Source organism: Caballeronia fortuita (assembly GCF_001544835.2).
Taxonomy (GTDB): Bacteria; Pseudomonadota; Gammaproteobacteria; order Burkholderiales; family Burkholderiaceae; genus Caballeronia; species Caballeronia fortuita.
Genome location: NZ_FCNX02000025.1, coordinates 1 through 21,555, shown reverse-complemented (window position 1 = coordinate 21,555; position 21,555 = coordinate 1). Strand labels below are relative to the sequence as shown.

Genomic DNA, 21,555 nt, shown 5'->3' with positions numbered 1-21,555 from the left:
CCTTGGTCCCGCCGCTGCTGACGCCCGTTCATCGCAGCGCGAAACACGATGGCCAGGCACAACCTGAACAGAAGACCGGGCGGATGGAGCTGACCTCAATGGAAGCGAGGCGGGCGTTCATCGATATGCAGCGCCGCACGGACGTCGCAAAACGAGATGCCGTGTGGCGTATGCGACCGTCGAACTGGCGTTGAACTGAAGGGGTGGGGCGAAAGCTCACGAGCGCGCGGCTCGGCTCTTTCGAGCCCGAGCACGCCGGATTGATCTCTAGGATAGGAAGGCGACGTTGATTTACGTCGCTTCGCATCGCGCGGTCTGTACTCCGTGTCGAGAGGGTGCAGACCGCGCGCCGCCTTTTCGCACGAGATCACAGAAGCGGAGCGCGGAGGTACCGGGTGCGACTTTTGTGCTCTTGCATCAGCGGAACCGCAGACGCTGCGAATACCCTCCGCATGTTAAGGCGGTAACGTTGACGGGACAATGCGCGGTACTGCGGCGACCGAATCCCGCGTGATACGACTAGCCTCGACGTTAGGAATTCTGTCGGGTCCGTCCGCGAGTGCCTGCGCAGCATTGGCCGGACGTCGCTTCTTCCGGATCTGCTGAAGGTCACGAAGAACCGTCGAAGTTGACGGATAAGTTGCTCATTAGAGCACCGATGCCGGCCCCGTCAACAACGAGTGTCCCGACTTGGGACACGTCGAGCATGCGCGCGGAGGTCCATTCTTCCGACGCTGCCTCGGCGGCCAGCGCCACTTCGGGTGTATGAACTGCGCGGAAGTTGACACCAAGCGAAACTGCCCTGGCATGCGGGAGGGCGTCGTAAGCAATATTGCGTGAGCACGATCCCTTTTAGTGCACGCAACGTTGAGACGCACTTCGCAGCCGAAGAACATGTCCCAAACGTACTCATGCCTTCTGCAAGCAATCGAAACTGGACCGTGCAGGCTTTGTGCAAGCGTTCTCTGGGCGCAAGTGCAGGCCGCTTGGAATGTCAAACTGCCCGTGTCCGTCGCATCGATAGCAGAGTTGTTAAGGGACTGGGCAAAGTCGAAAGCGCGATCGTTACCGCCTTCAAACGGCCGTGAAACATCCGAAGCACGCTTAGAAACTAACCGAAGGCCTGCTGGCAAAGGGCTGCGCCGCGTTTTTCATGCAATATCGAAGAAATGTTTCACGAAATGTAAGCGACTTGCGATAAGAACGCACAGCTATCGGTCTGTAGCTACCTGGATCGCCGACCGTTCTCAGTAGCCGTAGTAAACAACACGCTTTGCGTAGCAGGCCTACCTAACGCAAAAACTACCGTGCCCGCACCTGTTGCTCCCTCCGACTCGGCTCCCCGCTAACCCGAGCCTTCCGCAGCACCGGCATCTTGCGCGGAAAGAACACATCCAGCATTGCAAGCAGACCAAGCAGCACGACCGCAACAAACCCAATCGTCCCAAGAAACTCGAGCAAGAACATACCCCACCTCATCCGGTCGCGAATCGCGTTGTATTGGAACATCTACCGGAACCGAGTATGCGCGCGGCGTTGCAACAACAATCCCGCGATAAGCCGCCACAACCCGCGTCAATTCGATGCTTGAACCGACCGGCCACGTCCCGCATCACCTGAGAGCCAGATTTGTGCCCCCGATCGCGCGTGCTGTCTCGACCACCTGCGGTCCTAACTCCGCCATCGCACTTGCAAGCGTCCAGCGCGTAGAAGGCGCCGACACATTGACCGCGCCCACCGGCTTACCATTAGGTGCAAGGATCGCCGCAGCGATGTTGATGTCGCCGTTGTAGTACTCGCCATTGGCCCAGGCGAAGCCGCGCTCCCGGGCTTCGACGAGCAACGCGTTCAAGCGCCCCAGATCGGTGACGGTCTCCGACGTGTACGGCACGCGCTCGCACGCTTCGAGCAAACTGGCGGCCGTAACGTCAGGCAGACGCGAGAGGAGGGCGCGCCCCGTTGCCGTGCAATAGACCGGCAGGCGCATGCCGATCGGCATATTGACGAACATCTCGCGATGCGTCGGGAAGCGGGCGATATACACCACATCGCAACCATCGAGTTCAGCGACGATGCACGTCTCCTTGCATGCGCGATTCAACGCGTGGACATAAGGATTGGCGCTTTTCACAAGTGTGCTCGTCTGCAGATAGCGCAATCCGACGTCGAGCGAGCGCGGCGCAAGCGAATACACCTTCGTCGTCTCGTTCTTGTGCAGATACCCGAGCGCGACGAGCGTGTAGGCGAAACGCTGCGCGGCGCTCTTCGTCATGCCGGCAGCTTCCGCAAGATCGCCGAGCTTCATCGACGGACGATCTTCCGAAAATGCGGTCAGCAGTTGCAGGCCGCGCGCGAGCGAGTTGATATACAGGCGACTTTCATCGCCCTGCGTCGGGTCGTTCATATGATGTCCGGTTGAGCGCGCTTCTCGCGAGCGTCATCGGCGCGTGCTTCAGGCGACGATCTGCCCGAGGAACTCGCGCGCCCGCGCCGATTGCGGCGCATTGAAGAAGCGCTGCGGCTCGCAGCTTTCAACGATCTTGCCATGATCCATGAACACGATGCGATCGCCCACTTCACGCGCGAAACCCATCTCGTGCGTGACGCAGATCATGGTCATGCCGTCGCGCGCGAGCTGCATCATCGTGTCGAGCACTTCCTTGACCATCTCGGGATCGAGCGCGGAAGTCGGCTCGTCGAACAGCATGATGCGCGGCTGCATGCACAGGCTGCGCGCGATCGCGACCCGCTGCTTCTGTCCACCCGACAACTGGCCCGGATGCTTGTGCGCATGCGCGCCGAGTTTCACGCGCTCGAGATAATGCATGGCGAGCGCGTCGGCATCTTTCGCGGACATCTTCTTGACGAGCCGCAGCGCCGCGGTGCAATTGCCGAGCGCGCTCAGATGAGGGAAGAGGTTGAAATGCTGAAACACCATGCCGACGTCCGCGCGCACGCGGCGAATACTGATCGCGCGGCCATCGAGCGTGACGCCGTTCACGACGACCTCGCCTTCCTGATGATCCTCGAGCGCGTTGACGAGACGAATCGTCGTCGACTTGCCTGAGCCGGAGGGGCCGCACAGAATGAGTCGTTCACCGGGCTGCACGTCGAGATCGACGTTGTCGAGCACTTGGAAGTCGCCATACCACTTGGAGACGGCGCGCATCGAGATGATCGGTTCCATGCGTCGCTCCTGTCAGATTATTGCGGCGGGATTGTGATCCGGCGCACCGCTCCAGTAGCCTGGAATCGACAGCGACTTCTCCGCGCGACGAAAGAGATACGACAGCACGCCGCACATCACGAAGTAAATCGCGCCGACGAGCGAGTACACGAGCAGCGAACGAAACGTGGCGCCGGCAAGCATCTGCCCCGCGCGCATCAACTCGTACACGCTGATGACGGCGACGAGCGACGTATCCTTCACGAGCACCAGCGCGTAATTGCCGAGCGCCGGGAAAATCGTGCGCAGCGCCTGCGGCATCACGATCACGCGCATGCGCTGGGCGCGCGTCATGCCGAGCGCGCGCGATGCTTCGAACTGCCCGTTATCGACCGACTGGATGCCGCCGCGAAAAAGCTCCGCGAGATACGCGCCGAAGTTGAGCACCAACCCGAGCACGCCGGCGACGAAACCGGGGATCACGACGCCAAGCTCGGGCAGGCCATAGTAGAGAAAGAAAAGCTGCACGAGCAGCGGCGTGCCGCGAACGATGTCGATGTAGACCTTCGCGGCCGTTCGCACCGGCTTCATCGACGACATGCGGCAGAAGCACACCGCCAGCCCGAGCGCCACCGCGAGCAGCGACGACGCCGCGAAGAGCGCGATCGTCCACCATGCGCCTTGCAAGAGCGGCTCCAGATAGGTCTTGAGTATCTCGGGCGTCATCGCGTGCTCCGTTCAATGGCTTTCCATGTTCGCGACGCCCCACTTCGCGAGGATCGTATGCAGTTCGCCGTCCTGCTTCATCTTCGCGAGCGCGTCGTTGACGGCAGCGAGCAGCGTCGGATTGTTCTTTTGCGTGCACGCGCCGACTTGCCATTGCTTCTGCGCGCGATAACCCGCGTCGAGCTTCACGCCGGGAATCGACTTCGCCTTGATCTGATAAAGCACGCTCGGCGGATCGACCACGCCGAGATCGATGCGGCCCACGCGCACATCGGCGAGCAGCGAAAAGTAATCCTGATACGTCGATACATCGGTGCCCGGAAGCGCCTTGATCATCTTGTACTGCACGCTGTCGACGAGCGTGCCGACCTTCGCGCCCTTGAAATCGTCGAGCGAGCCGTAGTGCTTCTTGTCGCCGTCGCGGACCGCGACGCCTTCACCCCAGCCGTAGATCGGCGCGCTGAAATCGACCACTTGCGCGCGCTCTTCCGTGATGAAAAGCGGCGCGGCCATGACATCGGCGCGGCCGGACGTGAGCGTCGGAATGAGGCCGTCGAACGGCACGTCGGTGAGTTTCACCGTGACGCCCAAACGCTTGCCGATCGCATCGGCGACATCGACCATGATGCCTTTCATCGAGTTCGATGCCGGATCGAGAAAGCCGTGCGGCGGACTCGATGCCGTCGTCACGACGTTCAGCGTTTTGGTCTGCATGACCTCGGCGAGCGTGCGTGCGCCGGCGGGCAGCGCGATCAGGCTCGCGCACGACGCGACGAGCAACGACAGCGTTTTCAGACTGCTCATGACGGGTCTCTTTCGCAAGTGTTGGAACGATGAACCGGCGTGCGGCTAACGAGAGGGCGTCTGCGCGGCGAGCGCGCAGCATTCCAGCATCACGGTCGCGGCGAGAAACGCGGTGGCGTCGCCGATGTCCTGCGCGGGCGAAACGGTGTTCACATCGAACGAAACGAAGTTCATGCCCGCGAACGCGCGCAACAGCGCGATGCCTTCCTTCGGATTGAATCCGCCCCATTCCGGCGTGCAGACGCCGGGCGCGCATGACGGATCGAAGATATCCATGTCGAAGCACAGATAAACGGGCCGCTCGCCGATGCGCTCCCGGATCCGCGCGATGCAGCCTTCGCGATCCGCTTCGAACTCGGAGAAGGGCACGACGTTGAAGCCGAGCGAGCGCCCGAACCCGATCACGCCGTCGATGAACGTCGTGCCGCGTGCGCCGACGTGAAAGCTGGCGTGTGCATCGACCAATTTTTCTTCGGCAGCGCGCGTGAACGTCGTGGCCGTGTTGAAGCCGTCGAGATCGTAAGTGTCGGTGTGTGCATCGATATGCAACACGACCAGGTCGGAATAACGCTTCCTCACCGCGCGCAGTTGCGGCAGCGTCACTGCGCCGTCGCCGCCCATCGTGACGGGTGTCATGCCGGCGTCGAGCAACTCGTCCATCGCGCGTTCGATCAGCGGGTAGCTACGCGCGATGTCGCCGGGATGGCAATGTACATTGCCTGCATCGACGAGGCGAAGCGCTTCGAGCGGATTGGCGGGACGCCCTTGCGGATCGACGAAAAACGGACGCAGAAGACGCGATTGCCGGCGGATTGCATCCGGACCTTCACGCGAGCCGACGCGAAACGGATGCGTGCCGCAATCGAATGGAACGCCGAGCACGCAGGCGCGCGACGCGCCCGTTGCGGCCGCGTCGGTCTTCATCGGAACGCCCATGAACGTTGCGAATGACATCGATCGTTCCTCCCGGTGCGATGTACGAACCGATGATAGTTGCGCACATGTCGTCACGCAAAGCGGTAAACAAAGATCGCTATGCGATATAAGCAGATGAATGGACTCGCGTCTGAGAGTCTTTACATCGCAAATTCGATCGAATAGCATCCATCACGACATACGTGTATCCAGTCTTACAGTTGTAAATCGACGCATCGATCATGCGAGGAACAACATGGATTCGAGCGAAGTCAGCACGCTGTCGCAACGCGACGCACAGTTCCACCTGCATCCGTTCACGAACGCCGTAAAGAACGCGCACGAAGGCGGGAAAGTCATGATGCGCGGCGAAGGCATCCATGTTTTCGACGAACACGGGCAGAAGTACATCGAAGCGCTGTCGGGCTTATGGAGCGTGGCGCTGGGTTTCAGCGAGCAGCGCCTCATCGATGCCGCCTTGCGGCAGATGTCCGTGCTGCCGTTCTATCACTCGTTCGTGCAGCGCTCGCATCAGCCATTGATCGATCTAGCTGCAAAGCTGATCGACATGGCGCCCGTGCCGATGAGCAAGGTGTTCTTCACCAATTCCGGGTCGGAGGCGAACGACACCGCGATCAAGCTGCTTTGGTACTGGGCGAACGCGCTCGGCAAGCCGGCGAAAAAGAAGATCATCAGCCGGCAACGCGCGTATCACGGCGTGACGATCGGCTCCGCGAGTCTCACCGGCATGCCGCACGTTCACGGCGGTTTCGACCTGCCGCTCGACGGCTTTCTGCACTTGAGCGCACCGCATTTCTATCGCGAAGGTCAGGCGGGCGAAACCGAGGACGCATTCTCGACGCGCCTCGCAAGCGAACTCGACGCGCTGATCCGGCGCGAAGGCGCGGATACCATCGTCGCGATGTTCGCGGAACCGCTGATCGGCGCCGGCGGCGTCATTCCGCCGCCTTCGGGCTATTGGCCGAAGATGCAGGCGGTGTTGCGCAAGTACGAGATTCCGCTCGTCGCCGATGAAGTCATCTGCGGATTCGGGCGTCTCGGGCGCGCATTTGGTTCGGAACACTATGAATTGACGCCAGACATCATGATCCTGTCCAAGCAACTGTCGTCTTCGTACATGCCGATATCGGCGGTGATGATCAGCGAGAGGATTTATCGGCCGGTGGCCGAGGAAAGCGAGCGTCGCATGACCTTCGGACACGGCTTTACTGCTGGCGGTCATCCGGTCGCGGCGGCGGTTGCGCTGGAGAACCTCGCGATCATCGAGGAACGCGGGCTCGTCGAACGCGCGCGCGTGCTTGGAGAGCGCATGCACGCGCGGCTCGCGGAACTGGCCGCGCATCCGCTGGTCGGCGAGGTGCGCGGCGTCGGGCTGATCGGCGCGATAGAACTCGTGGCGTCGAAGGAAGACAAGACGCCTCTCGAGATGCCGGGCAAGCTCGGTGCGCTCGCGTCCGAAGCGCTTGCGCGACGCCATGTCATCACGCGCAATATCGGCGATGCGGTCGCATTGTGTCCGCCGCTCATCATCAGCGAGCAGGAACTCGACGATCTTCTGAACCGCGTGAGCGCCGCCATCGACGATGTCGCCCGGCAGGTGAAACCATGACGGACGAGAGCATGCGTATCGAAAGCCGATTGCGGGACATGAGCATCGAACTTCCGCTGAACGAAGTCGGGCCGTCGTACTACGGCACGAAGTACGGCAAGATGAAGCCGCACTACGAGTACGGCCAGTTGCTGCTGCTGTCGGGACAGACGGCGGGAATCGACGCCGATGGCAACGCGCGCTTTCCCGGCCGCGTGGGCCGCTCGATCTCCGTCGAAGACGCGAGGCAGGCCGCGCGTCAGACGGGCATCAATTGCGTCGCGGCGATCAAGAACGCGGTCGGCGATCTGGATCGCGTCGTCGGATTCGCGCGCGTGCTGAACTTCGTCGCATGCGATCCGGATTTCACTGCGCCGCATCTTGTCGCGAGCGCAATGACCGATTTCCTCGTCGATGTCTTCGGCGAAGAGATCGCGGTTGCGCCGCGCGCGACCATCGGCGTGACATCGCTCGCCGACGACTATTGCTTCGAAACCTGGGTCACCGTCGAAATAGCGGAGCCCGCAAGGAGACCATGATGCCCGACCTTCTCGCGACGAGCGGCGTCTCGCTTTCGGCCGAAGACGAAGCCTATCGCTTCATCGAGAGCGCGATCCGCGCGGGACGTTATCGCGCGGGCGAACGTCTCGTCGCCGAGGACATCGCAGCAGAGATCGGCACGAGCCGCATGCCGGTGCGCGAAGCGTTTCGCCGGCTGTCGGCGGAGGGTTTGCTGCGCATCCGGCCGAATCGCGGCGTCGTCGTGCGCGGACTCGACGCCGACGAAATGCGCGAAGTGTTCGAAATTCGCGCCGCGCTCGAAGGCCTCGCGGCGCGCATGGCGGTGCCGAAGATCGATCGGCACGGCATCGCCAATCTCGAACATCTGCTCGATCGCATGGAGAACGCCAACGCGGATCACTCGCTGTGGGTTACGTATCACCGCGATTTTCACGAGTATCTGACCGGCCTCGCGGGCATGCCGCGCCTCGTGCGCCAGTTGTCCGGACTTCACTCCGCGATCGAGCCATATATGCGTATCTGGCTCGAGCATGCCGACAAGCCGATGACATCGCGCGAAGATCACGGCGGTCTCATCGACGTGCTGCAAAGCGGCGATCCGAAGCGCGTCGAAGAGGCCGTGCGCGAGCATGTCCGCGCGACGATTCCCGCGCTGGTCGAATTCGTGAAATCGTAGTTCCGTGCTTTGCGAGGAAACAGCGAGATGAGAAATTTCGAGGCGCCGGGGCGCTCCATCGTGATGGCGAAGGACGGCATGGCAGCGACCTCTCATCCGGCGTCGTCGTATGCGGCCATCCGCATTCTCGAAGCGGGCGGCAACGCGATGGACGCGGCGGTTGCGGCGTGCGCGGTGCAGTGCGTCGTCGAGCCGGGATCGACGGGCATCGGCGGCGATTGCTTCGCGCTCTATTCGAAGCGCGGCACGGACGACATCATCGCGTTCAACGGCTCGGGATGGGCGCCGCAAGCCGCCAGCGTCGACGCGTTGCACGCGCTCGGCGTGACGGCGATCGCGCGTCGGTCGCCGCACGCGGTTACGGTGCCGGGCGCGGTCGATGCATGGGCGACGCTCGTCGCGGATCACGGCTCGATGCCGCTCGGCCGCCTGCTTGCAGCGGCCGTCGCGCTCGCGCGTGACGGCTATGCGGTGGCGCCGCGCGCGGCGTCGGATTGGGCGAAGCAGCGCGACGTGCTCGCCGCCGACGACATAAGCCGCACGCGCATGCTGATCGACGGACGCGCGCCCGAAGCCGGCGCGCTGCACGCGCAGCCCGAGCTTGCGCGCGCGTTCGAGCTCATCGCCGCGCGCGGGCGCGATGCGTTTTATCGCGGGCCGATCGCGCGCGACATCGTCGACTGTCTGCGCGGTCATGGCGGCCTGCACACGCTGGACGACTTCGCGCGTTATCGCGGCGAATACGTGCAGCCGATCAAGGCGAGCTTTCGCGGATACGACGTTCACGAATGTCCGCCGAACGGGCAGGGCGTCGTTGCGCTGCTGATTCTGAAGATACTCGAAGGCTTCGCGGCGGACGGCGATCCCTTGAGCGCGGAACGTCTGCATCGCGAGATCGAGGCAACGCGTCTTGCCTATTCGATACGCGATGCATCGCTCGGCGATCCGCGCGCAGGCGGCAAGCTGAACGTAGACGAATTGCTGTCGGACGCGAACGTCGATGCGTTGCGCGCGAAGATCGATGCGAAGCAGTCGCGTCACGCGATGGAAGCATCGTCCGCGACGGAGCACAAGGACACGGTGTACATCTGCGTCGTCGACAAGGACCGCAACTGCGCGAGCTTCATCAACTCGCTCTTTCATCCGTTCGGCTCGGGCATCATGTCGCCGGAATTCGGCGTGATGCTGCACAACCGCGGCCAGAGTTTCTCGATGCAGGCGGGCCATCCGAACGCCATCGCGCCACACGTGCGGCCGATGCACACGATCATCCCCGGCATGATGACGCGCGACGGCAAGGTGCGCACGGTGTTCGGCGTGATGGGCGGACATTATCAGGCGATGGGTCACGCGCATTTCGTCTCGAAGCTGCTCGACTACGGTCTCGACATGCAGACGGCGCTCGATCTGCCGCGCGTGTTTCCGGTGCCCGGCACGGATCACGTCGAGGCAGAAGGCACGCTGCCCGAAGCGGTCAAAAGCGCATTGACCGAACGCGGCTTCAGGCTCGTGCCGCCGAGCTGGGCGATCGGCGGCGGCCAGGCGATCTCCATCGACTGGGAGAACGGCACGCTGTCGGGCGCGTCGGATCATCGCAAGGACGGCTGCGCGCTCGGGATTTGAACGAGATGGCTAGAAGCCGTAAACCTCGGCCGCGTTGTCGACCATGATGCGTGCGGCGGTACGCGCGTTACCGCACCACTGCATGAACAGATCGATCAGATGACCGTCGTCGGGCGGTGCATCGGGCTTGCTCGGATGCGGCCAGTTGGTCGCGAAGAGACATCGCTCGGGCGCGGCATCGATCAGCTTTTTCGCGAGCACCGCGACATCCGCGTAGCCCGGCGCGCCCGCAAGCGATGTCTCGTACACGCCCGACGTCTTGACCCACGTATTGCCGCGATCGACAAGCTCGAGCAGCGTGCGAAAGCCCGCGTGCGTCGTCTCGACGGGCGCGAGGAATTTGCCATTGTGATCGATGACGAGCCTGCACGGCAGCGCATGCAGCAACGACGCGCGATCGGCGAGCGTGCTGCCATCGGTTTGCAGTTGCACGTGCCAGCCGAAGGGCGCGACGCGCGCCGCTAGATCGGCCAGACAATCCCAGGGTAACGCTCCGCCCGGCAGCATGAAGAAGCGCACGCCGCGCGCGCCGAGTGCCGTCAGTTGAGATAGTTCGTCATCCGAAACATAAGGCGGGACCACTACGATACCGCGTCCGTTCTCGCCGAGCGCGGCCATCGCCGCGAGCGTCGGTGAGTTGTCGAAGCCGTAGACCGAAGGTTGCACGACGACCGCGCGCGATAGTCCGAGGCGCTTCTGCACGTCGAGATAGTTTGCGATGCTGCCATGCGGCACCGGCGGAAACGCGGCGGCGGCATCGGTCGGCAATTCGGACGGCGCGAGATACGCGTGCATGTGGCAATCCGTGGCGCCTGCGGGCAGCGGCGTCGCGGGTGCGGACGGATAGCGGATATCGCGCGCCGTCATACGCCGCTCCGCGCAAGGCGCGCCGCACGATGCGCGTCGCGCGGATTCACCGCGAGCGCCACGGGCCGGCCCGCGAGCAGATCGCGCACCTGTTGCACCGTTTCGACCGCCTGATAATCCGACGCTTCCGGCGTGAGGCCGGCCACATGCGGCGTCGCGATGACATTCGGCAAACGCGCGATGGCCGGATTCGGCTGCTCGTCCTTGCCACGTCCGACATCGAGACCCGCGCCCGCGATTCGTCCCGACGTGAGCGCGGCTTCGAGCGCGGCTTCATCGACGAGCACCCCGCGCGATATGTTGACGAAGAAGGCGTCGCTGCGCATCTGCGCGAAGGCGCGCTCGTCGAACATATTGGTGGTTTCCGGCGTCGCGTAGGCTGCGCAGACGACGAAATGCGCCTCGCGCAACAGATCGGGCAAAGCCACCTGCGTCACCGCGCCGTGATGAATCTCGACATACGGATCGTTGACGAGCACGCGCATGCCGAACGCAAGCGCGAGATCGACGATGCGCCGTCCGATCGCGCCATAGCCGACCACGCCGATCGTGCTGCCGTAGAGCTGGCGGCCGAGCACCATCGGATGATCGGCGATGCCGTCCTTGTAACGCGCATCGCTCTCGCTGACCTTGCGCGCTAGATCGATCATCAGGCCGAGCGCGAGTTCGGAGACGGCTTCAGCATAGCCCGCGCTGCAGCGCACGACGAGAATGCCATTGCGCGACGCCGCCGCGACATCGACATTGCGGATATCGACCGCGCAGCGCAGATAGGCGGCAAGCTGTGGCAGGCGGTCGAAGACATCGGCGGTGCCGGGCGCGAGGCGATCCGAAATGACGATGTCGCAATCCTGCGCGGCCTCGACGAGCGCATCGCCCTGAAGCGGTGTGTCCGTGCCGTTCATCTTCACGTCGACGAACTCGCGCAGACGCTCGACGGCGCGCGCGCTATAGAAGTTTTCGAGCAGAGCGTTGTTATGGGTGATGAGCACGCGCGTCACGCGGATCCTCCTGTGAGATGGGCGGGCAGCCGCGCGGCGACCCAACTGTTCATCGCGTGCACCACGTCGTCGCGCGACGACAGCACGCCCGGCCTGTACAGCACGGAACCCACGCCGCGCTGCTGCTTTTCGAGTATCGCGACGTCCTCGCGCGCGACCGCTTCCCAGCGCTCGAAGTACGGACGCGCACGCTCGTCGAAGTCGGGCATCTCGGTGTATGCACGCGGGAAGCATCCGCCGACGCTCAGCACCGAACGGTCTGCGGCCAACGGAAGAACGGCGAGCCACCACATGCAGTCCTGCGCGAAAACAAGCTGCGTGAGCGGCTCGATCAGCGTGAAGAACGTGCCCTTGCGCGCGATGTCGCTCAAGCCATCGATCTGCGGAAAGGGCGGCGGTGCGCTCTTGTCGAGCACGGCGGTCGATACGTCCGATTGCACCTGAATCGCGTGCCAGTTCGGGCCGCCGGGAAACGTCAGGCTGGTTTGCGCACCCACCGTGCGCGCGTGAACGAGTCCCGTGTGATATGTCTCCATCGCGTTTTCGAGCAGCATTTTCCAGTTGCACGCGGCCGGTAGATCGACGCGAAACATGCAACGCATGTCCTCCACGCGATGCGACGCGAAGAGTTCCGGATAGGTACCGAGATGCGTGTCGAGATCGTCGGCACCGGCATCGAAGTTGAGGAAGAGGTTCCCTTTCCAGTCGCTCATGCGCACCGGTATCAGGCCTTCCGATGCGGCATCGAAGCCCGGCACGTCCTGCGTGCCCGGCGCGCGCAGCAACGAACCGTCGAGCCGGTACGACCACGCGTGATAGGGGCACACGATGCTGCGTTTCGCGCCGCAGCCTTCGAGCAGTTGCGCGCCGCGATGCCGGCACGTATTGGCGAACGCATGCAGTTCGCCGTTTTCGTCGCGCGTGAGGAGGACGGGGCCGCCCGCGGTGTCGATCGCGCGATAGTCGCCCGGCTTGCGCAGCTCGTCCGCGCGCCCGGCGAAGAACCAGTGCCTGAGAAACACATGCTCGCGCTCGGCCTCGAACACTTCGCGCGAGGTATAGAAGCTGCCCGGCATGCTGCGCGCCTGTCCGAGCGACTTGCCCGACCAGATGAACGGCGCCGGGCGCTGCGTGATGTCGGAGTGCATGGTGTCGTCCTTCATGCGCGACTCATTTCTGCTGTCCGGCGAGCGCGAACTTGCCGTCGTGCGCGGTGAAGAAATAGAGCGTGCCCTTGCGATCGCCGCTCTTTTCGAACGATACCGGTCCCGTCACGCCCGCGACGTTCACCGTCGATAACGCCGCGTTCACCGAATCGCGCGTGACCGGTCCTTTCGCTTTCGCTGCCTTCACCGCGTTGCCGATGGCAAGCCCCGCGTCGTAGCCGAGCGCGGCCCAGCTATCCGGCGCCTCGCCGTATTTCGCGGTGAACGCCTTCACGAACGCCGCGCTCTGCGACGAGGAATGCGACGACGCATCGGGATCGAACATGCCGTAGAGCGTCATGCCATCGACGGCATTGTTGGAAAGACTGATGAGCTGCGGCGACAACGAGCCATCGGTGCCGAGAATCTTCGCATCGATGCCGAGCGCCTTTGCCTGCGTGACGATCTGCGCGGCCTCCGTATAAAAGCCGCCGATGAAAAGCCCGTCCGGATGCGCCGCCTTCACCTTGGTCAGAATCGTGCGGAAGTCTTTCGTGCCGAGCACGTAACCGCCTTCGCCGACGATCTTTCCGCCCGCTTCCTGATACGCCGCCTTGAACGCGCCGTTCACGCCGAGCCCATAGTCGTCCTGCTGATAAAGCGTGTACACGGTCTTCACATGCAGCTGACTGGCCGTGTACTGGCCCATCATCTTGCCTTGAATGGCGTCGGTCAGCACCACGCGGCGAAACCACGGACTGCTATTCGAGAGTTGCGGGCTCGTGACCGCCGTGCCGATCGTCGGCATCTTGCACTTCTTGTAGAGCGGCACGGTGGCGAGCGCGATCGAACTGAACGTGTAGCCGACGACCGCCACGGTGCCATCGTCGCCGCAGAAGCGGTTCGCGGCGAGCACGCCGTCGTTCGGCTGGCCGTGATCGTCGACAGTATCGACGGCGATCTTCGGCCCGCCTTGCGCGGCAAGGTCCGCGATGGCGAGATCGAAACCCTTCTTGCCGCTCACGCCGTAGGTGGCGAAATCGCCCGTGAGCGTGGCGGTGAAGGCGACGTGCACCGCGTCGTCCGCCCACGCCGGCGATGCGGCGAGCGAAAGCGCGAGCGCGATAGGACACAGGCTGCGAAGAACGTTCATGATCGTTTTCCCTTCGAGTGTGAATGATCGATGTGCGTGTTCAGCTCAGATAGAACGCCTTGAGCGATGACTCGGTGATGCTCGCGCCGCTCTGACGGCTGACGACTTCACCGACGCGCATCGCATAGACGTGATCGGCCATGCGGATGGCTTCGACGGTGTTCTGCTCGACGAGCAGGATCGGTATGCGCTTCTCGCGAATCTTGTGCAGCGTGTCGAGCACGACGCCGATCATGCGCGGCGAGAGACCCATCGTCGGTTCGTCGAGGATGAGCAGCGCGGGGCGCGACATCATCGCGCGGGCGATCGCGAGCATCTGCTGTTCGCCGCCCGACAGCGTGCCCGCCGCCTGACGCCGGCGTTCGTGAAGAATCGGGAAGAGCGCGAACATGTCGGCCATGTCGCGTTTGATCTCGCGGCGATCGCGCCGCAGATACGCGCCGAGTTGCAGGTTCTCTTCGACGCTCAGGCCCGGGAACACGCGGCGTCCTTCCGGAACGTGCGCGATGCCCGCCTTCACGCGCTGATCGGGCGTGAGCGCGTCGATGAGCGCGCCGCGAAAGCGCACGCTGCCCGTTGCGCCGCGATGCAGACCCGAGATTGCCTGCAAGGTGCTCGTCTTACCCGCGCCGTTGCTGCCGACGAGACTCACCACTTCGCCATCGCCGACATCGAAGGACACGCCGCGCACGGCCTTCACACCGCCGTACGACACGCACAGATCGCGGACTTCGAGTAGCGGCGCGTTCATCGGCTTTTCCCCAGATAGGCGGACTGCACGTCGTCGTGGGCGAGCACGGCGGCGGCCGCGCCCTCGATCAGCTTGCTGCCGAAGTGAAGCACGGTGACGCGGTCGGCAAGCGTGCGGATCACGTCCATATCGTGTTCGATGAGAAGGATCGCCACGCCCGATGCGCGTATCTGCTGAATCAGGCCGCTGAGTTCCAGCTTTTCGCTGACGTTCATGCCGGCGAGCGGTTCGTCGAGCAGCAGCACGCGCGGCTGTGCGATCAGCGCGCGCGCGAGCTCCACGCGCCGTTGATGACCATACGACAACGCGCTCGCCTGCTTGCCCGCGGCATCGGCGCCGAGCCCGACGAATTCGATGAGCCGATGCGCGTCGGCGATCGCCGCCTGTTCCTGTTCGCGCGCCTTCTTCGTGCGCAGCAGCGCCGCGAGCGCGCCTCCGTCGAAGCGGCTGTGCGCGCCGACGAGCACGGTCTCCAGCACGTTCATCGAACCGAAGAGACGCGTGTTCTGAAAAGTGCGGCCGAGCCCGGCGCGCGCGAGCGTGTGCGAACGCCAGCGCGGCGAACTCGCGCCGTTGATCCAGACCTCGCCGGCTGTCGGCCGCACGAAGCCCGACAGCGCGTTGACGACCGTCGTCTTGCCCGCGCCATTCGGTCCGATGAGCGCGTGTATCTCGTGCTGTTGGACATCGAGATCGAGCTGCTTCACGGCGGTCAGTCCGCCGAAGGTCACGGTCAGGCCTTGCGCGCGGAGCGGCACGCCGACGCTGCCTTGCGTCGCGGCGCGCGTGGCATCGGCGTGAGCGTGCGCGGTGTCGACGGTCATGGCGATGGAAGGTGCGCGAGCGTTCGTCATCGTCACTCCATCGTGAGACGAAGACGCGCCTTCGCGGCGATGCCTTCGGGGCGGAACAGCATCAGCGCGACGAGCAGCACGCCGAGCAGCACGTAGCGGGACTCGGGATAGGCGGACACGAACGGTATCTTCAACGAGAGTTGCAGGAATACGATCCAGATGGCCGCGCCGATGAACGGCCCGACGAGCGTGCCGAGGCCGCCGAGCACGATCAGCATCAGCACGAGAATGTTTTCGAACAGCGTGAAGCTCGCAGGACTCACGTATTGTTGAAGATGCGCGTAGAACACGCCTACGACGCCGCCGACGAAACCGCTGCACGCATATGCGAGCAGCTTGAAGCGCGTGCCGGCGACGCCCATCATCTCGGCGGCGTCTTCGTCCTCGCGCAGCGCGACCCAGGCGCGTCCTACATACGATCGCGACAATCGCGCGACTGCGAACAGCACGATCGCGGTCAATGCGAGCGCGAAGAAGAACTGCGTGCGCGGTTCATCGAAACTCATGCCGAAGAACTGCGGCGAGGGAATGCCGCGCACGCCCATCGGACCATTGGTGACGGAAATCCAGTTCGTTGCGACGATGCGCACGATCTCGCCGAAGCCGAGCGTCATGATCGCGAGATAGTCGCCGCGCACGCGCAGTGTCGGATAGCCGAGGATCGCGCCGAGCAGCGCCGCAAGCAGGCCGCCCACGATCAGGTTCGGATAGAAGAGCCACCAGATCGACGCGGTGTCCACGCCGAAGTGGTTCTGCATCACGCTCACGAAGATAAGCGACGAGAAGTACGCGCCGATCGCGAAGAACGCGATGAAGCCGAGATCGAGCAGACCCGCCAGCCCGACGACGATGTTCAGCCCGCTTGCGAGCATGCCGTAGACGAGCACCATCACGAGGATGCTCAGCCAGTAGTCGGAACGGATCGCGACGCCGAGCGCGACCGCAATGGCCATCGCGCCGAACGCGACGCGCTTTTCGCCGAAGCGCCCGAGCGCGGCGAACGCGCGATCCAGCGATCCGAACATTTTGACGAGCGCCGGTGCGCGCCTGGAGCCACCGCCCGACATCAGACTGCCGCGCGCGCTCACGTTGAGATCGGCGCGGCCGAGCAGACCTTGTGGGCGCACCAGCAGGAGCAACACGAGCAGTGCGAAGCTGAGCGCATCCTGATAGACGGAGCCATCGGGCAGATAACCCGCGCACACCGATTCGGCGACGCCCAGAATGATGCCGCCGAGCGCGGCGCCCGGAATGCTGCCGATGCCGCCGAGCACCGCCGCGGTCAGCGCCTTCAGACCGGGCACGAAGCCCATCGTCGGACTGACGAACTGGAAGGATTGTGCATAGAGAATGCCGGCGAACGCCGCGAGCGCCGAACCTAGCACGAACGCGGCGCAGATGATGCGGTTCACGGGAATGCCGACGAGATATGCGGCCGTCGAATCCTGCGCGGCAGCGCGCATCGCGCGGCCGAGCGACGTCGCGGAAACGAAGAACTGCACGCCGATCATCGCGACGATGGCGCATCCGAAGACCGCAAGCTCCGATGGCGTCACGGTCAGATCCACGCCGAGCGACAGCGGCGGCAATCCGCCGACCGGCAGCGGCGGAAAGCGCAGCGATGTCGGACCCCACACGGTCTGCGCGACGCTTTGCAGCAGCACGGAAATCGCGATCGACGTGATGAGCGGCGCCAGGCGCGGCGCGTTGCGCAACGGCCGATACGCGACCACGTCGATGAGCGCGCCGAGCGCGGCCACACCGGCGATCGCGAGCGGCCCGGCGATGTAGAAGTCGAGTCCGGGCATCGGCATCTGAATGCCGAAGAGCGTCATCTGCTTCGTCATCAACGTGAGCGTGAGGAATCCACCCAGCATGAAGAGTTCGCCGAAAGCGAAATTCACCAGCTTGACGACGCCATAGACCAGCGTGTACGCGACGGCAGCGAGCGCGTAGATGGAGCCGATCACGAGACCATTGAGGAGCAGTTGTTCGAAATACGGCATGACGTTCGTTTTCTCCGTGCGTCGATCGGGCAGGGGAACGTGCTTCTGTTACCGTGGCAAGTTAATTCGGATGACGAATCAACGAGTGTGATGCATCATCGATAGCGAGACGAGACGCGGCTTCAGCGGACGAGCTCGACCAGCGGTCCGATCGTCGCGCGGACGTGCTCGCGCACGAGTTGTTCGACGACATCGCGGTCGCCGCTTTCAACCGCGTTCAGGATGGCTTCGTGAAACTGGCGGGAAGTCATCGGCTTTTCTCCGTGTTCGAGCCAGATACGCATGTGCGGCTCGATGATCGAATGCAGGCTCGATATCTGCCGTTGCAGGCGCGGCATTGCGGCGAGTCCGCTCAGATATTCATGAAACTCGCGATGACGCGTGACCCATTCGGCGACGTCGTCGCTGACACTTTCCATGCGCTCCAGCAAATGCCTGAGCGTCGCCATGTCTTTCTTCGTCATGCGCGTCGCGGCCACGCCGGCGGCGAGCCCTTCGAGCACCGCGCGCGTTTCGAAGACTTCGTGCATCTCGGCGGCGTCGAGCCCCCGCACGATAGCGCCGCGATTCGCACGGATCAGCAAAAGCCCTTCGGCCGCGAGCCGACGAAACGCTTCGCGCACCGGCATGCGGCTCGTCCCGACATCGCCCGCGATTTCCTCTGCGATGAGCCGCTCGCCCGCGCGATATCGTCCGCTGCGGATGGCCTGTTCGATATAGCGATACGCCTCGTCTTCCGCCGAGAGGCCGTGGATGCCGTGCCATTCAGCCATGCAACCCCCGTCGCGAGACGTAAAGTTTGTAAGGGTGTATCCATGCATGAATGGATGAACCTTAGACCCTCAAAAATCGGGTGTCACTACTGGGGTTTACCCTTAGTCATTTACATGCAACTAACCGTCGATCGCGTGCGTTTGCTGCAAGGAAAGAGGGCGCCCAGTGCGTGTTTGGCGCCCGCGTCACACGCCTTACTTGGTGGCAGCCACCACGAAGGCATCCGACCGGTCGGGAAGCGTCAAAGCCGCGAGTATCTCGTGGCCCGTGAAGAAGGTGACGCCCGTGACCTTCGCGTTTGGATACAGACAAGGCGCGGCGCCGAACGTGATCGTCGTATCGAGGTAGTTCTTGTCGGCGTGAGGCGTCGCCGTTCCGCTGAACGTGCAGCCGCTCAAGCCCGAGCCCTTGATCGCGCCGTCCTGGCCGATAGAGAACGTCGTGGTCTCGTTGCCCTTCGTCGATCCAGCCGCGCCCGAGTACGCTCCGGCAACCGACGATAACGAGATCGGACGTTCATATGCCGCGTCATACACGACGTTGAAGCGGATGCTCGCCTGCTTCGCCGCGCTCGTATAGACCGCGCCCTGAATGCTGTTCTTTTCGTTGTAGCCCGCGAGGACGGGCGTATCCGTTGCGCTCTTGCCGGTGATGTCGAAGGTGCGCGCATTGTCGGACTGAAACGTTCCATGCGATGCCGACGCCGCACCTTGCACGAGCCCGAACGCGTTGGTCGTCGTGTTGGCGTACACGAAATAGAACGCGCCCGTGTCGAGCACGACGCCGCCGATCACGTTGTTGTTCGCATCGGTGCCGGAATAAAGGCCTTGGGCGGCGTTCGCCTCGGGCACTGCGGGCGTGTTATCGGAACTGCCTCCGCCTCCACCGCCACCACATCCGGCCAGAACGAGTGCGAATGCTGATACCGCAACGACGAGTTTCATGCTTGTTCTTATGTATTGACTTGCGTGCCCGCAAGATGTTGATGAAGCGCCCGCAGTTAAACGTTACGGTCGTTCCCGTCGATAACGGCATCGAATGTCAGGACTTTAGAGCAAGGCGTTCAGTCGACCACTCATTTGCCCTTGCCGAGATCGCGCAGACGCATGCCGGCCATCAGATCGCTGCCGAGCTTTTCGAGCGAGACACCGCGCGTCTCGGGCACGAAGAAGAACACGAAGATCGCAAAGACCACGTTGAGGATCGCGTACAGCACGAAGGTATTCGCTTCGCCGACCGTCGACAACAAGCTGAGGAACGTCGCCGCGACCGCCATGTTGGCCACCCAGTTGACGAGCGTCGACACGGCGATGCCGAAGTCGCGTCCCTGCTGCGGCTGGATCTCCGAGCACAGGATCCACACGAGCGGACCGGCGGACATGGCGAAGCCCGCGATGAAGAACAACAGCGAGGCGACCGCGAGAATCTGCGACGTTAGACCCGCAACGCCAGCATGCAGAAGGAAACCGAGCGAGCACATGCCGGCAGCCATGACGGCGCACCCCGCATAGAGAATCGGCTTGCGGCCCCAACGATCAACGAAGGCGATCGCGCCGAACGTCGCCAATACATTGACGAGACCGACGATGACCGTTGCCCACAATTGCTGCTCGTGCGTCGCGAATCCGGCCAGTTCGAAGATGCGCGGCGCGTAGTACATCACGACGTTGATGCCGGTAAGTTGCTGGAAAATTTGCAGCACGACGCCCAGCAGCACCGAGCGGCGGAAGTTCGAGTTCTTGCGCAGCAGGCTCCATCCGCGTTGCGGGCGCGTGTTGTCGTCGTTGACCTGTTCCAGTTCGGCTTGTGCATCGTCCGGATTGGCATAGAGACGCTGCAGGACGGCGCGCGCTTCGTCGGCGCGGTTGCGCTGAAGCAGCCAGCGGGGACTGTCGGGAAGGGCGAGCACGCCGGCGAGGAAGAACGCGGCGGGAATCGCGATGACGCCGAGCATCCAGCGCCAGTCGGCCACGTACGAAAGCCCGATGTTCGACAGAAACGCGGCCAGAATGCCGACGGTGATCATCAACTGATACGTCGAGATCATTGCGCCACGCACATGCCGCGGCGCGACCTCGGATAGATAAAGCGGCGCGGTGAACGACGCCATGCCGACAGCAAGGCCGAGCAGCAGTCTCGCGCCGATCAGATGTTCCGGACTCGGCGCGAAGCCGGACCACAACGATCCGGCGATGAAGAGTATCGCGGCGAGCACGAGCGCGTAGCGGCGGCCGAGACGCCACGACAGCCAACCGGCGCCCAACGCGCCGATCGCCGCGCCGACCATCATCGAACTGACGATCCATTCCTGCGCGCGGTCGCCGAGAACGAAGTGCTTCGCGATGAAGGGCAGCGCGCCCGAGATCACGCCGATGTCGAGACCGAACAGCAGGCCGGCAAGCGCCGCCATGAGGCAGACAAAAAGACCATAGCGTCTGGATTTGGAGGGTGTGCTGATGCGGCTGTCGGCGAAAGTGCTCATTCGATGAGGCTCCAGGTTGATCGCGGGCGGGCGGCGTCGCGTCGACCGTCCATCTGTGAGCATCATCGAACACGAGAATTAGCGCGGCGTGAGCGCCCGCGCGATTGTCTCAGCACGGGGCGGGTCGGCGCTACTGCGTTGCGGCGTCAATTGTCAGCTTATTGTGTCCGATCAATTCTTCGGTCTTGGATTTCGCTCGAAATAACCCGATCAAATTTTTTTAAAGAGACGCTTGACGCCGATGAAATAGCCCCGCATAATTCGCCTCCCGTTGAATGACGGCGCGCAAGAAACGAAGCGAAAACGCTAAGAAATCTTGGGCAATTGCTCTTTAAAAACTAACAGCCGATAAGTGTGGGCGCTTGATGGCGGGTGCGGCTGCAGTGCTTAGGTGCTGCGGCAATAGCAAAAGTATCAAGAGTCTCACACGAAGTATCAGAGGAAGGTTTTTGTCTTAGGACAATAATCATCGTCAGTACGT

Annotated in this window: 19 protein-coding genes; 4 read left to right on the top strand and 15 right to left on the bottom strand. The window is 63.2% G+C overall.

The genetic code is table 11. The features are described from left to right. Window positions 1-1,612: 1,612 nt before the first annotated feature. From AWB77_RS32180 to AWB77_RS32160, 5 genes are read right to left on the bottom strand one after another with little or no spacing between them, the layout of a single operon-like run. On the bottom strand, window positions 1,613-2,404 hold the full coding sequence (locus tag AWB77_RS32180) for an IclR family transcriptional regulator (RefSeq protein WP_061138494.1): 792 nt from the start codon (window positions 2,402-2,404) through the stop codon (window positions 1,613-1,615). A 48-nt stretch (window positions 2,405-2,452) separates the two neighbouring features. Next, window positions 2,453-3,187, bottom strand: a complete 735-nt coding sequence (locus AWB77_RS32175) for an amino acid ABC transporter ATP-binding protein (protein WP_061138493.1) — start codon at window positions 3,185-3,187, stop codon at window positions 2,453-2,455. A 12-nt stretch (window positions 3,188-3,199) separates the two neighbouring features. Further along, window positions 3,200-3,892, bottom strand: coding sequence for an amino acid ABC transporter permease (locus AWB77_RS32170; protein ID WP_061138492.1), 693 nt, complete (start codon window positions 3,890-3,892; stop codon window positions 3,200-3,202). Window positions 3,893-3,904: 12 nt separating this feature from the next. Beyond that, on the bottom strand, window positions 3,905-4,696 hold the full coding sequence (locus AWB77_RS32165; RefSeq protein WP_061138491.1) for an ABC transporter substrate-binding protein: 792 nt from the start codon (window positions 4,694-4,696) through the stop codon (window positions 3,905-3,907). A gap of 45 nt (window positions 4,697-4,741) precedes the next feature. Next, window positions 4,742-5,632 carry an arginase family protein gene (locus AWB77_RS32160; RefSeq protein ID WP_061138526.1) on the bottom strand — a complete coding sequence of 297 codons (891 nt, stop codon included), beginning with the start codon at window positions 5,630-5,632 and terminating at the stop codon, window positions 4,742-4,744. A 235-nt stretch (window positions 5,633-5,867) separates the two neighbouring features. Here AWB77_RS32160 and AWB77_RS32155 point away from each other — a divergent pair, with 235 nt between their 5' ends. From AWB77_RS32155 to AWB77_RS32140, 4 genes are read left to right on the top strand one after another with little or no spacing between them, the layout of a single operon-like run. Further along, window positions 5,868-7,241: an aspartate aminotransferase family protein gene (locus AWB77_RS32155; RefSeq protein WP_061138490.1), complete on the top strand. Its 1,374-nt coding sequence runs from the start codon at window positions 5,868-5,870 to the stop codon at window positions 7,239-7,241. Between the two features lie 38 nt (window positions 7,242-7,279). Next, window positions 7,280-7,759 carry a RidA family protein gene (locus tag AWB77_RS32150; protein WP_244158723.1) on the top strand — a complete coding sequence of 160 codons (480 nt, stop codon included), beginning with the start codon at window positions 7,280-7,282 and terminating at the stop codon, window positions 7,757-7,759. Further along, entirely contained in the window at window positions 7,756-8,418 is a 663-nt protein-coding gene (locus AWB77_RS32145) for a GntR family transcriptional regulator (RefSeq protein WP_082852797.1), read from the top strand. The genes AWB77_RS32150 and AWB77_RS32145 overlap by 4 nt, the downstream gene beginning before the upstream one ends. A gap of 27 nt (window positions 8,419-8,445) precedes the next feature. Next, window positions 8,446-10,041, top strand: a complete 1,596-nt coding sequence (locus AWB77_RS32140; protein ID WP_061138488.1) for a gamma-glutamyltransferase family protein — start codon at window positions 8,446-8,448, stop codon at window positions 10,039-10,041. A gap of 9 nt (window positions 10,042-10,050) precedes the next feature. On the opposite strand, the gene AWB77_RS32135 is transcribed toward AWB77_RS32140, so the two are convergent. The 10 genes from AWB77_RS32135 to AWB77_RS32090 all read right to left on the bottom strand — a co-directional run bounded on the left by AWB77_RS32135 (window position 10,051) and on the right by AWB77_RS32090 (window position 21,074). Continuing rightward, window positions 10,051-10,908 (bottom strand): amidohydrolase family protein, encoded by an 858-nt coding sequence (locus tag AWB77_RS32135; RefSeq protein WP_061138487.1) that lies wholly within the window; start codon window positions 10,906-10,908, stop codon window positions 10,051-10,053. Then, window positions 10,905-11,909: an NAD(P)-dependent oxidoreductase gene (locus AWB77_RS32130; RefSeq protein WP_061138486.1), complete on the bottom strand. Its 1,005-nt coding sequence runs from the start codon at window positions 11,907-11,909 to the stop codon at window positions 10,905-10,907. The genes AWB77_RS32135 and AWB77_RS32130 overlap by 4 nt, the downstream gene beginning before the upstream one ends. Then, window positions 11,906-13,072 carry an aromatic ring-hydroxylating oxygenase subunit alpha gene (locus AWB77_RS32125; protein ID WP_244158722.1) on the bottom strand — a complete coding sequence of 389 codons (1,167 nt, stop codon included), beginning with the start codon at window positions 13,070-13,072 and terminating at the stop codon, window positions 11,906-11,908. The genes AWB77_RS32130 and AWB77_RS32125 overlap by 4 nt, the downstream gene beginning before the upstream one ends. 7 nt (window positions 13,073-13,079) lie before the next feature. Then, window positions 13,080-14,207: an ABC transporter substrate-binding protein gene (locus AWB77_RS32120; protein ID WP_061138485.1), complete on the bottom strand. Its 1,128-nt coding sequence runs from the start codon at window positions 14,205-14,207 to the stop codon at window positions 13,080-13,082. Between the two features lie 40 nt (window positions 14,208-14,247). Continuing rightward, complete coding sequence (locus tag AWB77_RS32115) at window positions 14,248-14,958, bottom strand: ABC transporter ATP-binding protein (protein ID WP_061138484.1); 711 nt, start codon at window positions 14,956-14,958, stop codon at window positions 14,248-14,250. Next, complete coding sequence (locus tag AWB77_RS32110; RefSeq protein ID WP_244158721.1) at window positions 14,955-15,812, bottom strand: ABC transporter ATP-binding protein; 858 nt, start codon at window positions 15,810-15,812, stop codon at window positions 14,955-14,957. Before AWB77_RS32110 ends, AWB77_RS32115 begins: the two co-directional genes overlap by 4 nt. 2 nt (window positions 15,813-15,814) lie before the next feature. Next, window positions 15,815-17,818 carry an ABC transporter permease gene (locus tag AWB77_RS32105; RefSeq protein WP_061138483.1) on the bottom strand — a complete coding sequence of 668 codons (2,004 nt, stop codon included), beginning with the start codon at window positions 17,816-17,818 and terminating at the stop codon, window positions 15,815-15,817. A gap of 122 nt (window positions 17,819-17,940) precedes the next feature. Further along, window positions 17,941-18,591 carry a GntR family transcriptional regulator gene (locus AWB77_RS32100; RefSeq protein WP_061138482.1) on the bottom strand — a complete coding sequence of 217 codons (651 nt, stop codon included), beginning with the start codon at window positions 18,589-18,591 and terminating at the stop codon, window positions 17,941-17,943. A gap of 195 nt (window positions 18,592-18,786) precedes the next feature. Next, window positions 18,787-19,536 carry a hypothetical protein gene (locus AWB77_RS32095; RefSeq protein WP_061138481.1) on the bottom strand — a complete coding sequence of 250 codons (750 nt, stop codon included), beginning with the start codon at window positions 19,534-19,536 and terminating at the stop codon, window positions 18,787-18,789. Between the two features lie 131 nt (window positions 19,537-19,667). Further along, entirely contained in the window at window positions 19,668-21,074 is a 1,407-nt protein-coding gene (locus AWB77_RS32090) for a sugar porter family MFS transporter (protein ID WP_061138480.1), read from the bottom strand. Between the last annotated feature and the right edge of the window lie 481 nt (window positions 21,075-21,555).

Excerpts from the sequence above, each read along its gene's own strand:
- AWB77_RS32180 (WP_061138494.1), bottom strand. The coding sequence starts at position 2,404 with ATGAACGACCCGACGCAGGGCGATGAAAGTCGCCTGTATATCAACTCG.
- AWB77_RS32175 (WP_061138493.1), bottom strand. The coding sequence starts at position 3,187 with ATGGAACCGATCATCTCGATGCGCGCCGTCTCCAAGTGGTATGGCGAC.
- AWB77_RS32170 (WP_061138492.1), bottom strand. The coding sequence starts at position 3,892 with ATGACGCCCGAGATACTCAAGACCTATCTGGAGCCGCTCTTGCAAGGC.
- AWB77_RS32165 (WP_061138491.1), bottom strand. The coding sequence starts at position 4,696 with ATGAGCAGTCTGAAAACGCTGTCGTTGCTCGTCGCGTCGTGCGCGAGC.
- AWB77_RS32160 (WP_061138526.1), bottom strand. The coding sequence starts at position 5,632 with ATGGGCGTTCCGATGAAGACCGACGCGGCCGCAACGGGCGCGTCGCGC.
- AWB77_RS32155 (WP_061138490.1), top strand. The coding sequence starts at position 5,868 with ATGGATTCGAGCGAAGTCAGCACGCTGTCGCAACGCGACGCACAGTTC.
- AWB77_RS32150 (WP_244158723.1), top strand. The coding sequence starts at position 7,280 with ATGAGCATCGAACTTCCGCTGAACGAAGTCGGGCCGTCGTACTACGGC.
- AWB77_RS32145 (WP_082852797.1), top strand. The coding sequence starts at position 7,756 with ATGATGCCCGACCTTCTCGCGACGAGCGGCGTCTCGCTTTCGGCCGAA.
- AWB77_RS32140 (WP_061138488.1), top strand. The coding sequence starts at position 8,446 with ATGAGAAATTTCGAGGCGCCGGGGCGCTCCATCGTGATGGCGAAGGAC.
- AWB77_RS32135 (WP_061138487.1), bottom strand. The coding sequence starts at position 10,908 with ATGACGGCGCGCGATATCCGCTATCCGTCCGCACCCGCGACGCCGCTG.
- AWB77_RS32125 (WP_244158722.1), bottom strand. The coding sequence starts at position 13,072 with ATGAAGGACGACACCATGCACTCCGACATCACGCAGCGCCCGGCGCCG.
- AWB77_RS32120 (WP_061138485.1), bottom strand. The coding sequence starts at position 14,207 with ATGAACGTTCTTCGCAGCCTGTGTCCTATCGCGCTCGCGCTTTCGCTC.
- AWB77_RS32115 (WP_061138484.1), bottom strand. The coding sequence starts at position 14,958 with ATGAACGCGCCGCTACTCGAAGTCCGCGATCTGTGCGTGTCGTACGGC.
- AWB77_RS32110 (WP_244158721.1), bottom strand. The coding sequence starts at position 15,812 with ATGACGAACGCTCGCGCACCTTCCATCGCCATGACCGTCGACACCGCG.
- AWB77_RS32105 (WP_061138483.1), bottom strand. The coding sequence starts at position 17,818 with ATGCCGTATTTCGAACAACTGCTCCTCAATGGTCTCGTGATCGGCTCC.
- AWB77_RS32100 (WP_061138482.1), bottom strand. The coding sequence starts at position 18,591 with ATGGCTGAATGGCACGGCATCCACGGCCTCTCGGCGGAAGACGAGGCG.
- AWB77_RS32095 (WP_061138481.1), bottom strand. The coding sequence starts at position 19,536 with ATGAAACTCGTCGTTGCGGTATCAGCATTCGCACTCGTTCTGGCCGGA.
- AWB77_RS32090 (WP_061138480.1), bottom strand. The coding sequence starts at position 21,074 with ATGAGCACTTTCGCCGACAGCCGCATCAGCACACCCTCCAAATCCAGA.